The sequence below is a fragment of the Streptomyces sp. NPDC041796 genome, from assembly GCF_055590785.1.
In genome coordinates, this window is sequence record NZ_JBVJAH010000007.1 from 60,368 (window position 1) to 73,424 (window position 13,057).

Annotated in this window: 10 protein-coding genes, 1 pseudogene and 1 riboswitch; of the genes and pseudogenes, 10 read left to right on the top strand and 1 reads right to left on the bottom strand. The window is 75.0% G+C overall.

Annotated elements, in window-relative coordinates:
* Positions 1–225 precede the first annotated feature (225 nt).
* Positions 226–307: riboswitch (cobalamin riboswitch) on the top strand.
* 129 nt (positions 308–436) lie between these two features.
* The 8 genes and pseudogenes from ACZ6C1_RS15810 to ACZ6C1_RS15845 all read left to right on the top strand — a co-directional run bounded on the left by ACZ6C1_RS15810 (position 437) and on the right by ACZ6C1_RS15845 (position 8,967).
* On the top strand, positions 437–1,387 hold the full coding sequence (locus ACZ6C1_RS15810) for a cobalamin biosynthesis protein (protein ID WP_469241359.1): 951 nt from the start codon (positions 437–439) through the stop codon (positions 1,385–1,387).
* A complete protein-coding gene (locus ACZ6C1_RS15815; RefSeq protein ID WP_469241363.1) occupies positions 1,384–2,898 on the top strand; it encodes a cobyric acid synthase in 1,515 nt (504 codons plus the stop codon). The genes ACZ6C1_RS15810 and ACZ6C1_RS15815 overlap by 4 nt, the downstream gene beginning before the upstream one ends.
* A complete protein-coding gene (locus ACZ6C1_RS15820; protein ID WP_469241365.1) occupies positions 2,895–4,913 on the top strand; it encodes a putative cobaltochelatase in 2,019 nt (672 codons plus the stop codon). Before ACZ6C1_RS15815 ends, ACZ6C1_RS15820 begins: the two co-directional genes overlap by 4 nt.
* Complete coding sequence (cobO, locus tag ACZ6C1_RS15825; RefSeq protein WP_126887092.1) at positions 4,913–5,521, top strand: cob(I)yrinic acid a,c-diamide adenosyltransferase; 609 nt, start codon at positions 4,913–4,915, stop codon at positions 5,519–5,521. The genes ACZ6C1_RS15820 and cobO overlap by 1 nt, the downstream gene beginning before the upstream one ends.
* Entirely contained in the window at positions 5,515–6,852 is a 1,338-nt protein-coding gene (locus tag ACZ6C1_RS15830; protein ID WP_469241367.1) for a cobyrinate a,c-diamide synthase, read from the top strand. Before cobO ends, ACZ6C1_RS15830 begins: the two co-directional genes overlap by 7 nt.
* Positions 6,849–7,238 (top strand): annotated as a pseudogene (locus tag ACZ6C1_RS15835) (cobalamin biosynthesis protein); the annotation flags it as partial. The gene ACZ6C1_RS15830 and the pseudogene ACZ6C1_RS15835, both read left to right, overlap by 4 nt.
* Positions 7,239–7,346: 108 nt before the next feature.
* Positions 7,347–8,414, top strand: coding sequence for an Rv2231c family pyridoxal phosphate-dependent protein CobC (cobC, locus tag ACZ6C1_RS15840; protein WP_469241369.1), 1,068 nt, complete (start codon positions 7,347–7,349; stop codon positions 8,412–8,414).
* 112 nt (positions 8,415–8,526) lie between these two features.
* Positions 8,527–8,967 (top strand): hypothetical protein, encoded by a 441-nt coding sequence (locus ACZ6C1_RS15845; protein WP_469241371.1) that lies wholly within the window; start codon positions 8,527–8,529, stop codon positions 8,965–8,967.
* 61 nt (positions 8,968–9,028) lie between these two features.
* On the opposite strand, the gene ACZ6C1_RS15850 is transcribed toward ACZ6C1_RS15845, so the two are convergent.
* A complete protein-coding gene (locus tag ACZ6C1_RS15850) occupies positions 9,029–10,021 on the bottom strand; it encodes an SCO1860 family LAETG-anchored protein (RefSeq protein ID WP_469241373.1) in 993 nt (330 codons plus the stop codon).
* A 333-nt stretch (positions 10,022–10,354) separates the two neighbouring features.
* On the opposite strand from ACZ6C1_RS15850, the gene ACZ6C1_RS15855 reads away from it, so the two are divergent.
* Entirely contained in the window at positions 10,355–12,496 is a 2,142-nt protein-coding gene (locus tag ACZ6C1_RS15855; protein WP_469241375.1) for a penicillin acylase family protein, read from the top strand.
* Entirely contained in the window at positions 12,483–13,049 is a 567-nt protein-coding gene (locus tag ACZ6C1_RS15860; protein WP_469241376.1) for a GNAT family N-acetyltransferase, read from the top strand. Before ACZ6C1_RS15855 ends, ACZ6C1_RS15860 begins: the two co-directional genes overlap by 14 nt.
* Positions 13,050–13,057 lie beyond the last annotated feature (8 nt).

Consider the following 13,057-nt stretch of genomic DNA (forward strand, 5'->3'; position numbering starts at 1 on the left):
CTCTTTTCCTCGTTCCGCTCCTCTCTCGCGTCTCTCCCCCCCCCCCCCCCCCCCATCCCCCCCCCCCCCCCCCCCCCCCCTCCCCCCCCCCCCCCCCCCCCCCCCGACGCATGTGCCCACGTGCGCCGGTGTGTGCCTCAGCACAACCTCCCGGCGCAGGTCAACGGCGAGTTGACGGGCGTTCGCGGGGCGTGGTGGACTGCCGGGGCCATTACGGCGGCAGGAGAGGAAGCCGGTGCGAATCCGGCGCGGTCCCGCCACTGTGAGTCCGGTCCACCGAACAGGGGGCCGGATGAGTCAGGAACTCTCGTCGCCGGTCACGTCGAGCCAGGGCGCGGACCCTGAGTGAGGACATCGCCCATGCCCGGCTGCCGTTCAGCTGCGTACAGACATCCACGTCCACACGGTCGGCGAGGCGTATCGGCGGGCTGATCCGATGCGCAGTGACCATGTGTTCGCGTACGGCGCCGCCGCCGGGCTCGCCGCCGATCTCCTCCTGGCCGATCCCCGCCGCGGGCACCCCGTGGCCGCCTTCGGGCGCGCTGCCGCCGGTGTCGAGGGCGTGTTGTGGCGCGACCATCGCGCGTGGGGCGCGCTGCACGCCGTGGTGTGCGCCGGCGGCGCGGCCGGTGCGGCGGCGCTCGCCGCCCGGGCGGTACGCCACCGGGGCGCCCTTCCCGTCGCGCTGACCGCCGCCTCCGTGTGGGCCGTCGTCGGCGGTACGACGCTGGGCCGCGAGGCCCGGGCCATCGGGGGTGCGCTGGCCGCCGGTGACCTGGAGGTGGCGCGGGAGCGGCTGCCCCACTTGTGCGGGCGTGACCCGCAGGCCCTGGACGGCCCGGGCATCGCCCGCGCCGTCGTCGAGTCGGTCGCCGAGAACACCTCCGACGCCGTGGTCGGCGCCCTCGTGTGGGGCGCGGTCGGGGGCGTGCCGGGTCTGGTGGCGTTCCGGGCGGTGAACACCCTGGACGCGATGGTCGGGCACAAGTCCCCGAAGTACCGCCGCTTCGGGTGGGCCTCGGCCCGGCTCGACGACGTGGCCGGGTGGCCCGGTGCCCGTCTGACGGCCGCCCTGGCGGCGGTGGCGGGCGGGAACCCGCGCGGCGCGGTACGGGCCTGGCGGGCGGACGCGGCGAAGCACCCGAGCCCGAACGCGGGCCCGGTCGAGGCGTCGTTCGCGGGCGCGCTGGGCGTACGGCTCGGCGGGACGCTCTCGTACGGCGGCCGGGTCGAGCACCGGCCGGTGCTGAACGGGGAGGGCCGGGCCGTGGAGGTGGCGGACATCGAGCGGGCGGTGCGGTTGTCGCGCCGGGTGAGTGCTCTGACCCTCGCGGTGTGCGCGGGCGGGCGGCTGGCGTACGGGGCGATCAAGCGGAGGCGTACATGAGCAAGGGTGGGGGGCTGCTCGTCGCGGGCACCACGTCCGACGCGGGCAAGAGCGTCGTCACGGCCGGCATCTGCCGCTGGCTGGTGCGGCAGGGCGTGAAGGTCGCGCCGTTCAAGGGGCAGAACATGTCCCTCAACTCGTTCGTCACGCGCGAGGGCGCGGAGATCGGGCGCGCGCAGGCCATGCAGGCGCAGGCGGCCCGGGTGGAGCCGACCGCGCTGATGAACCCGGTACTGCTGAAGCCCGGCAGCGACCGGTCCAGCCAGGTCGTGCTGATGGGCAAGCCGGTCGGCGAGCTGAGCGCGCGCGGCTACCACGGCGGCCGGCAGCAGGCGCTGTTCGGCACGGTCGTGGAGTGCCTGGAGGAACTGCGGAGCACGTACGACGCCGTCATCTGCGAGGGCGCGGGCAGCCCCGCCGAGATCAACCTCCGCCGCAACGACATCGTCAACATGGGCATCGCCCGTGCCGCCCGCTTCCCCGTCGTCGTGGTCGGCGACATCGACCGGGGCGGGGTCTTCGCCCAGTTCTTCGGGACGACGGCGCTGCTGGCGCCGGAGGACCAGGAGCTGGTCGCGGGCTATCTGGTGAACAAGTTCCGCGGCGACGTGACGCTGCTGGAGCCCGGCCTGGACATGCTGCTGGGGCTCACGGGCCGCCGGACGTTCGGTGTCCTGCCGTACGCGCACGGGCTCGGCATCGACGAGGAGGACGGGCTGCGGGTGTCGCTGCGCGGCGCGGTGCGCGAGTCGGTCGTGGCGCCGCCGGTCGGCGAGGACGTGCTGCGGGTCGCCGTCTGCGCCGTACCGCTGATGTCGAACTTCACGGACGTCGACGCGCTGGCCGCCGAGCCGGGCGTGGTCGTGCGGTTCGTGGACCGCCCGGAGGAGCTCGCCGACGCGGACCTGGTCGTGGTGCCCGGCACGCGCGGCACGGTGCGGGCGCTGGCGTGGCTGCGGGAGCGGGGCCTGGCGGACGCGATCGTCCGGCGGGCCGCCGAGGGCCGTCCGGTGCTGGGCATCTGCGGCGGCTTCCAGGCACTGGGTGAGCACATCGAGGACGACGTGGAGTCCCGGGCCGGTGAGGTGCCGGGCCTCGGCCTGCTGCCGGTGCGGGTGCGGTTCGCGCCGGAGAAGACGCTCGCCCGGCCGGTCGGCGAGGCCCTCGGCGAGCGGGTCGAGGGGTACGAGATCCACCACGGCGTGGCGGACGTGCGCGGGGGCGAGCCGTTCCTCGACGGCTGCCGCGTCGGGGCCGTGTGGGGCACCCACTGGCACGGCTCGCTGGAGAGCGACGGCTTCCGCCGGGCGTTCCTCGCGCAGGTGGCACGGGCGGCCGGCAGACGGTTCGTACCGGCGCCCGACACGTCGTTCGGGGCGCTGCGCGAGGAGCAGCTGGACACGCTCGGCGACCTGATCGAGGAACACGCGGACACGGACGCGCTGTGGAAACTGATCGAGCAGGGCCCGCCCACAGGACTTCCCTTCATCGCACCCGGAGCACCTTCATGAGCGCTGCACCCCATTACCCCTTCACCGCGATCGTCGGCCAGGACGACCTGCGGCTCGGGCTGCTGCTGAACGCGGTGTCCCCCGCCGTCGGCGGTGTCCTCGTACGCGGTGAGAAGGGCACCGCCAAGTCGACGGCCGTCCGCGCCCTCGCCGCCCTGATGCCGGACGTGGACGTCGTCGCCGGCTGCCGCTTCTCGTGCGCGCCCGGCTCCCCCGACCCCGGCTGCCCGGACGGGCCGCACACCGTCGCCGAGGCGGTGCGCCGGCCGGCCCGGATGGTGGAGCTGCCCGTGGGCGCCTCCGAGGACCGGCTGGTCGGCGCGCTGGACATCGAGCGGGCGCTCGCCGACGGCGTGAAGGCCTTCGAGCCCGGTCTGCTGGCGGACGCGCACCGGGGCGTGCTGTACGTCGACGAGGTCAACCTCCTCCACGACCACCTGGTGGACCTGCTGCTGGACGCGGCCGCCATGGGTGCCTCGTACGTGGAGCGGGAGGGCGTGTCCGTACGGCACGCGGCGCGTTTCCTGCTGGTCGGGACGATGAACCCGGAGGAGGGCGAGCTGCGGCCGCAGTTGCTGGACCGGTTCGGGCTGACCGTGGAGGTGGCCGCGTCCCGGGAGCCCGACCAGCGGGTCGAGGTGGTGCGGCGCCGGCTGGCGTACGACGACGACCCGGCCGCGTTCGCGGCGCGCTGGGCCGGTGAGGAGGCCGCGCTGCGGGAGCGGATCGTGGCCGCGCGGGCGCTGCTGCCGCAGGTGACGCTCGGGGACGCGGCGCTGCGGCAGATCGCGGCGACGTGCGCGGCGTTCGAGGTGGACGGCATGCGCGCCGACATCGTGATGGCGCGCACCGCGACGGCGCTGGCCGCGTGGGCGGGGCGCTCGGACGTCACGTCCGACGACGTACGGCAGGCGGCGCTGCTGGCGCTGCCGCACCGGCGCAGGCGCAACCCGTTCGACGCGCCGGGGCTCGACGAGGACAAGCTGGACGAGACGCTGGAGGAGTTCGGCGGCGGGGACGACGACCCGGACCCCGATCCGGACCCGGACCCCGGCCCGGACGGCCCCGGTGGCGGCCCGGACGGCGGTGGCGGCGTGCCCCCGCAGGGCGGGGAGCCGGAGGCCGCGCCCGAGGACGCCCCGGCGCCCGCTCCCGCCCCGGGTCCCGGGGCCGGTGAGCAGGCACCCGTGAAGGCCGCCGAGCCGTTCCGCACGAAGGTGCTGAGCGTGCCGGGCCTGGGCGAGGGCGCGGCTGGGCGCCGTTCCCGGGCGCGTACCGAGCACGGCAGGACGACCGGGGCGCGCCGGCCCCGGGGGACGCTGACCAAGCTGCACCTGGCGGCGACCGTGCAGGCGGCCGCCCCGCACCAGCGGGCCCGCGGCCGCTCGGGGCCCGGGCTGGTCGTACGCCGTGACGATCTGCGCCAGGCGACGCGCGAGGGGCGCGAGGGGAACCTGGTGCTGTTCGTGGTGGACGCCTCGGGTTCGATGGCGGCCCGGCAGCGCATGGGCGCGGTGAAGGGTGCCGTGCTGTCGCTGCTGCTGGACGCCTACCAGCGGCGCGACAAGGTGGGGCTGGTGACCTTCCGGGGCGCGTCGGCCGATCTCGCGCTGCCGCCCACGTCTTCGGTCGACGCGGCGGCGGCCCGGCTGGAGCAGTTGCCGACCGGGGGGCGCACGCCGCTCGCGGCCGGGCTGCTGAAGGCGCACGACGTGCTGCGGGTGGAGCGGCTGCGCGACCCGGCGCGCCGCCCGCTGCTGGTGGTCGTCACGGACGGCCGGGCGACGGGCGGGCCGGAGCCGGTGGCGCTGGCCGCGCGGGCGGCCGGGCTGCACGCAGCGGAGGGCACCGCCTCGGTGGTCGTGGACTGCGAGACCGGGCCGGTCCGGCTGGGCATGGCCGCCGAGCTGGCCGGTCGCCTCGGCGGCACCGCCGTCACACTGGACGAGCTGCGGGCGGACGCCCTCGCGGGTCTCGTCAGGGATGTCAGAGCAACTACTGGGAGGGCCGCTTAATGCCGCAGGGACAGCCGACCGTCGTACCGGACGACGGTCTCACCACCCGTCAGCGCCGCAACCGCGCTCTGGTGATGGTGCACACGGGCGTGGGCAAGGGGAAGTCGACCGCCGCCTTCGGCATGGCGCTGCGCGCCTGGAACCAGGGCTGGCCGATCGGGGTCTTCCAGTTCGTCAAGTCCGCCAAGTGGAAGGTCGGCGAGGAGAACGCCCTCAAGGCGCTCGGCGAGACCGGCAAGGGCGGCACCGTCACCTGGAACAAGATGGGCGAGGGCTGGTCCTGGATTCAGCGCGACCCCAAGGACGGCGAGCAGTCGCACGAGGACAAGGCGCGCGAGGGCTGGGAGCAGGTCAAGCGGGACCTCGCCGAGGAGCGGTACAAGTTCTACGTCCTCGACGAGTTCGCCTATCTGCTGCACTGGGGCTGGATCGACACCGCCGAGGTCGTCGAGGTGCTGCGGAACCGGCCCGGTCAGCAGCATGTGGTGATCACCGGCCGCAACGCGCCCGCCGAACTGTGCGAGTTCGCCGACCTGGTCACCGACATGTCCAAGGTCAAGCACCCGATGGACGCGGGTCAGAAGGGCCAGCGGGGCATCGAGTGGTAGCACGTCTCGTCATCGCCGCGCCGTCGTCGGGCGCGGGCAAGACCACGGTGGCGACCGGCCTGATGGCCGCGTTCGCCGGCCGTGGTCTCGCGGTGTCCCCGCACAAGGTGGGCCCCGACTACATCGACCCGGGCTACCACGCGCTCGCCACCGGCCGCCCGGGCCGCAACCTCGACGCCTACATGTGCGGTACGGACCTGATCGCGCCGCTCTTCGCGCACGGGTCGCGCGGCTGCGACCTGGCGGTCGTCGAGGGCGTGATGGGCCTGTACGACGGTGCGGCCGACCAGGGGGAGCTGGCGTCCACGGCGCAGGTGGCCAAGTTGCTGAAGGCACCGGTGGTGCTGGTGGTGGACGCCTCCTCGCAGTCCCGGTCGGTGGCGGCGCTCGTGCACGGGTTCGCCTCATGGGACCCGGAGGTGCGGATCGGCGGGGTCATCCTCAACAAGGTGGCCACCGACCGGCACGAGCACCTGCTGCGGGAGGCGCTGGGCGAGTCGGGCGTGCCGGTGCTGGGCGTGCTGCGGCGCGCCCCGGCGGTGGCGACGCCGTCCCGGCACCTGGGCCTGGTGCCGGTCGCCGAGCGGCAGGCGGCGGCCGTGGAGGCGGTCGCGGCGCAGGCGGAGCAGGTGCGGGCGGGGTGCGACCTGGAGGCGCTGCTGGCGTTGGCCCGGTCGGCGCCGCCGCTGCCGGACGCGCCCTGGGAGCCGTCCCTGGAGCCGGTCGCCGGCCGGCCGGTGGTGGCCGTCGCCGGTGGCGCCGCGTTCACCTTCTCGTACGCGGAGCACGCCGAGCTGCTGAGTGCCGCCGGGGCGGAGGTCGTGGCCTTCGATCCGCTGCGGGACGAGGAGCTGCCCGAGGGGACGCGCGGGCTGGTGATCGGCGGCGGGTTCCCGGAGATGTACGGGGCCGAGCTGTCGGCCAACGCCCGGCTCCGGAAGGCGGTCGCGGAACTGGCGGCGTCCGGGGCGCCGGTCGCCGCCGAGTGCGCGGGGCTGCTGTACCTGGCGCGGTCGTTGGACGGGCAGCCGATGTGCGGTGTCCTGGACGCGGAGGCGCGGATGTCGCAGCGGCTGACGCTGGGCTACCGGGACGCGGTCGCGGTGAGCGACAGTGCCCTGGCGGCGGCCGGAACACGGATGCGGGGGCACGAGTTCCACCGCACGGTGATCGAGCCGGGTGCGGGCACGGCGCCCGCCTGGGGGCTGCGGCAGCCGGAGCGCAGGGTCGAGGGCTTCGTCCAGGGCGGGGTGCACGCGAGTTACGTGCACACGCACTGGGCGGCCGTGCCGGAGACGGCGCGGCGGTTCGTGGAGCACGGCGCGCGATGACGGTGGTGGTCGGTGTGGGGGCCGGGCGGGGCGTGTCCGCCCGCGCGGTGCTCGCGCTGATCGAGGAGACGCTGCGGGAGGCGGGGCTGGCCGCGTCCGCCGTGGGGGAACTGGCGACGGTGGACTCCAAGGCGGCCGAGGCGGGGATCGTCGAGGCGGCGGCGCGGCTGGGCGTGCGGTTGCGTACGTACCCGGCGCGGGAGTTGGCGCTCGTCGCCGTACCGCACCCGTCGGACGCGGTGCTGGCGGCCGCCGGGACGCCGTCGGTGGCGGAGGCGGCGGCGCTGGCGGGCGGCGGGGAACTCCTCGTGGCGAAGCGGAAGTCGGGGAAGGGGCGAGTGACATGTGCGGTGGCGCGCAGGCGGTTGTTGAATGTGGGTCACGGGTACACCGCTGGGGAGACACCGGAGTGTTAGACCCTGGTCATGGAGCGCTACCGGGAGGCCGTTGGTCTCCCGTCCCCCACCCCCCACTTCACCCACACGCTGGCGGCCATGTATACGCACACCGACACTCACGATCTGCGGCACCACGGTGACGCGGAGGTCCGGGACGAGAAGCTGACCGACCTCGCGGTCAATGTCCGGACGAACACCCCGCCCGACTGGCTGCGGGAGCGCATCGCGGCCTCGCTGACCGGACTCGCCGCCTACCCGGACGGGCGGGCGGCGCGGGCCGCGGTCGCGGCACGGCACGACGTCCCTCCCGAGCGGGTGCTGCTGACGGCGGGCGCGGCGGAGGCGTTCGTGCTGCTGGCGCGGGCGCTTCCGGCGCGGCGGCCGGTGGTGGTGCACCCGCAGTTCACGGAGCCGGAGGCGGCGCTGCGGGACGCGGGGCACGAGGTGCGCCGGGTGCTGCTGCGGGCGGAGGACGGGTTCCGGCTGGACCCGGGCGCGGTTCCGGACGACGCCGACCTGGTGGTGATCGGCAATCCGACGAACCCGACGTCGGTGCTGCATCCCGCCGCCCTGCTGGCGCGCCTCGCCCGCCCGGGGCGGACGCTGGTGGTGGACGAGGCATTCATGGACGCGGTGCCGGGCGAGCGGGAGGCACTGGCGGGACGAACGGACGTGCCGGGCCTGGTGGTGCTGCGCAGCCTCACCAAGACGTGGGGCCTGGCCGGGCTGCGGATCGGCTATGTGCTGGCCGATCCGGGGACGGTGACGGCGCTGGAGCGGGCGCAGCCGCTGTGGCCGGTGTCCACGCCCGCGTTGGCGGCCGCGGAGGCGTGCATGTCGCGGGCGGCGCTGGCGGAGGCGGAGCACGCGGCGCACCGGATCGCGGCGGACCGGGCCCATCTGCTGGCGGGGCTGGCGGAGTTCGACGAGGTGCGGGCGGTGACGGCGGCGGAGGGTCCGTTCGTGCTGGTCCGCATGGCGGGTGCCGACGTGGTGCGGGAGCGGCTGCGGTCGCTGGGGTTCGCGGCGCGGCGGGGCGATACGTTCCCGGGGCTGGGCGCGCAGTGGCTGCGGCTGGCGGTGCGGGACCGGGTGACGACGAACCGGTTCCTCCAGGCCCTGGACCAGGCGCTGGTGATGGCGGGGCACTCGGAGGGGCGCTGACGGCGGCGGTGCGGGCGTCGCCCCTTGGGGTGGACCTGGCGCGACGGCCCACGACGCCTCGGGGGCACCGGTACGTTCGCCCCGTACACACCACTGGTGACGGGGAGGCGCGATGGCGGGCTACGGCCGTGACGAGGGCGAGTGGGCCCGGCTGGTGGACGTCGGCCGGGCGTTCCTGGTCGAGCGTGCCGCCCTCCGGACACTGACGACGTACACCGAGCTCAACGCGACGCTGGTGCGGCGCACCGGCCTGAGGGGCTTCGACTTCGCGCACGCCGAGGAACGTGCCGCGATGGGGCACTTGCTGTACCTGATCGTCGAGGAGTACGCCCGCGACGAGGTCCGCGTCGCACCGGGCCGCCCGCGGGTCATGCTGTCGGCGCTGGTCCGCTATCTCAACGCCAACGACGCCGGGCCCGGCTTCTACACGCTGGCTCAGGAGCGGGCGCTGCTCCCCCGGGGGGCGTCGCGGCTCGTCAAGGAGAGGTTCTGGCTCTCCCAGCTGGAGGAGCTGTACGAGCGGCACGGACGCGGTCGTGGCCTCGGCGCGTAGGGCGGCGGCGAAGCCGGGTGCCCCGCCGCTCACGGAGGGGTGAGGGGCGGGGCGTCGCGTGTCAGCCGCGTTCGCGTGCCGCGCGGGCGCGGCGTGTGAGGGTGAGGGCGCCCGCACCGGCGGCGAGGAGGGCGAGGGAGCCGCCCGCGAGGTAGGGCGTCAGCGAACTTCCCCCTGTCTCGGCGAGGTTGGCCTCCCGGGGCTCGTCGGCCGTCTGGGCCCGCACGTCGCCGGGCTCGGCGTCCGCGGGGGCGTCGGCCGGCTTGGCGTCCGCGGGCTTGGCGTCCGGCTCGGTGTCCGGCTTGGCGTCCGTGGGCTTCGGTGGGGCCGTGGGGGACTCGCAGGTGGCCTCGGCCAGCGTGACCGTACCGGTGACGTCGGCGACGTCGGCCTTCAGCGGGTTCACCGACACCTTGAGCACCAGGGCGGTGGCGGCGGCGGTGCGGGAGGTGGTGTGCTTCCCGGACACCTCGAGGGTCACTTCGCCGACCCCCTGCACGTCCACCCTCGTCGGGCCGCCGGCAGTGAGCGTGACCCGCTTGCCGAGCACGGTGACGCGGCCGAGGAGGGTGGACTCGGCGACCGGTTGCTTGCCGGCCTCGCAGACCGCGCGGGAGGTGACCTTCTCGACCTCGATGAGCGACAGCAGCGGCAGCCCGGGGACGTGCAGCTTGGCGTGGGCGAGCCGGGTGTGCCCTTCCGCACGGTGCTCGTCGGCGGTGGCCTTCGCGGTGGCGGCCTCGGCCTTGAGCACCTGGACGGGCGTGCCCTGCTCGACGCCGTCGAGGGTGACGGTGAGCGCGGTCCTGTGGGCGCTCGCGGGCGCCCGCACCTCGTTGAGCGTGGCCCTGAGAGGCACGTGCACGCCCTTGTCGAGCAGGGAGACGTCCAGGTCGGTACGGAGGACGACCGCACTCGCGCGCCCCTCTCCCCCGCCGGTGGCGTGCGCCGCGGGCGCGGCGAGGAGCACGGGCCCGGTGGTGAGCGCCGCGGCGACCGCGGCGGCGGCGACGGCGCGCCCGCGGGCGGGCGGGCGCGAGGTGTTGCTGTTCACGGTGGTGGAACCCCCACAGGAGACAGGGCGTCGACGCGCCGGCCCATGGGGACACATGAGCGGCGGCGACGCGGGACACCGGAATCTTTACGCACGGAGAGTGAACCGGCGTGAACCTGAAGTGAGTTCACCCCAAAGTGGGATTTCCGTTCCCGTATTCGAATCTTTCGGCACGGACGTTCGCCGGAATCCCACCCGTCGCACGGTGCGAGAGAAGTGCCTAACGCCCAGCACCGACCAGGAGTCACGGGGCATCAACACCACCCCCGGATTGCTTCTGGCACGACCGTGCTTTAAGTTAGGCCAGCCTAACCTAAAGAGATCGGGACAGAAGTGAGCATCGAGGTCTACCGGGACACCTGGGGCATCCCGCATCTCCGCGCCGCCGACGCGCACGAACTCAGCCACGCGCAGGGCCGCACCACCGCTCTGGACCGGGCCTGGCAGCTGGAGGTCGAGCGGCACCGCGCCCAGGGCACCACGGCCGCGTTCCTGGGCCCCGAGGCCGTCGAGTGGGACGTCTTCGCCCGCCGCGCCCGGCTGGCCGACACCGCACGCCGCTGCTTCGACGCACTCGACGAGCCGACCCGTACCTGGGTGTGCGCGTACGTGGACGGGGTCAACGCCGGCCTCGGGGGGGGGGGGGGGGGGGGGGGGGGGGGGGGGGGGGGCGGGCGGGGGTGGGGGGGGGGAGCCCCCGGGGGAACCCCCCCCCCCCCGCCCCCCCCCCCCCGCTCCCCCGAGTTCGCCGCCACCGGCCTGAACCCCGGCCGGTGGGAGCCGTGGACCCCGCTCGCCGTGTGGCTGTCCACGCACATCCTCTTCGCGGGTTTCCCGACCAAGCTGTGGCGCGACCACGTCGCCCGCCGGCTCGGCGAGGAGTACACCGAGCTGTTCGCCACCGACGCTCCCGGCACCACCGGCAGCAACGGCTGGCTGGTGACCGGCGACCGCACCGCCACCGGGGCCGCACTCATCGCGGGAGATCCGCACCGGTTCATCGAGGCACCCGGCGTCTACCAGCAGATCCGGCTGGCCTGCCCGGAGTTCGACGTCGTCGGGCTCGCCGTCCCCGGTGTGCCCGGCCTGGCGCACTTCGGGCACACCGGCACGGTCGCCTGGGCGATCACCAACGCCATGGCCGACTACCAGGACCTGTACCGGGAGCGGCTGCGGCGCACCGACGACGGTGCGGTGGAGGCCCTGGGGCCGGACGGCTGGGCGCCCGCACGCACGCACACGGAGACCATCGAGGTGAAGGGCGCGGAGCCGGTAGCCGTCGAGGTCGTCGAGACCGCGCGCGGACCGGTGATCATCGACGGGCCGGAGGAGGCGATCAGCCTCCGCTACCTGCCCCGGGTCACGCACGAACTCGGCTTCGCCACCCTTCCCGCCCTGCTCGCCGCCCGCACCGTCGCCGACGTGGACCGGGCGTTCGACACCTGGGTGGAGCCCGTCAACGTCGTCCAGGCCGCCGACACCGAGGGCGGCACCCTCCACCGGGTCGCCGGCCACGTCCCGCTGCGCCACCGCGACAACGGGCTGCGCGTCGTCCCGGCGTGGGAGCCCGGCCACGAGTGGCACGGCGCCCACGACCCGATGCCCCGCGAACCGGTCGACGGCATGGCGGTGATGGCGAACGCCCGCGGCCTCGCGAGCCCGCTGGGCGTCGAGTTCGCGCCCCCGCACCGCGCCGACCGCATCGCCCGGCTGCTGGAGACGTCGAAGGACTGGACCGCGCCGGAGATGGCGGTGATCCACACGGACACCCACCTCGCGTCGGCCCGCCCGCTGCTCTCGCTCATCGCGGCCCTGCCCGACCTGGGCCTGGAGGCGCGGGAAGTGCGCGACCGGCTGCTGTGCTGGAATCGCCGCATGGCGGCCGACAGCACGGACGCCGCGCTGTTCGCGGCCGTGCGCGGCGCTGTCGTACGCCGCCTCGCCGCGCACCCCACGCTCGCCGTGCTGGCCGAACCCCCCGCGTACCCGGCGCTCTTCCAGCCCTGGCTGGCCCTGGTGCCGCGCGTCGCGTACGCCCTGGAGACCCTGCTGTCCGGCGGGCCGGTGCCGGAGACCGACCGGCTCGCGGCGGTCCGCGCCGCCCTGGAGGAGGTGGCCGCGGCCCCTCCGGCGGAACCCTGGGGCGCCACGCACCGCCTCGCTCCCTGGGCGGCGCTGCCGGACGCCGACGACGAGTGGCCCGGTCTGGACGGCGACCACGACTGCGTCCTGTCCACCTCGAGCGTCCCGGGCGTCACCGACCTCAGCGTCCGTGGCCCGGCCGCCCGCTACGTCTGGGACCTGGCCCGCCGCGAGGACAGCCTCTGGGTGGTGCCGTTCGGCGCCTCGGGCGTCCCCGGAGACCCGCACCGGCGCGACCAACTGTCCCTGTGGCTACGGGGCGCGCTCGCCCCCGTCGTCACCGACTGGAACCAGCTCACCGAGGAGCGCGAGGAACACCATGACCACGACTGAGTGCGTGTACGAGGAGACCGTCGACGGCTTCGGGACGGTTCGCCTCGTCCGCGTCGACCCGGCGCGGGACGCGGAACTGCTGCACGGCTGGGTCGGCGAGGAGCGCGCCCGGTTCTGGGGCATGCGCGAGGCGGCCGTCGACGACGTACGGGAGATCTACGCGCACCTCGACTCGCTCACCACGCACCACGCGTTCCTCGCGTACCGCGACGGCGAGCCGGTGGCGCTCTTCCAGACGTACGAGCCGGAGGCCGACCGCGTCAGCGAGTGCTACGACGTCCGGCCGGGCGACATCGGCGTCCACCTGCTGATCGCGCCCACGAGCGCGCCCGAGCGGGGTTTCTCGACGCACCTGGTGGCCGCGTTGATCTCGTACGCGCTTCAGGGCCACGACCGGATCGTCGCCGAGCCGGACGCCGCGAACGAGAAGGCGATCGCGCTGCTGGTCCGCAGCGGCTTCGAGGCGGGCCCCGAGGTCGTGCTGCCGGAGGTCGTGCTGCCCGAGGTGCACATCGTGGAGAAGCGGGCGCGGTTGCTGTTCCTCAGCCGGTGACGCGTCCG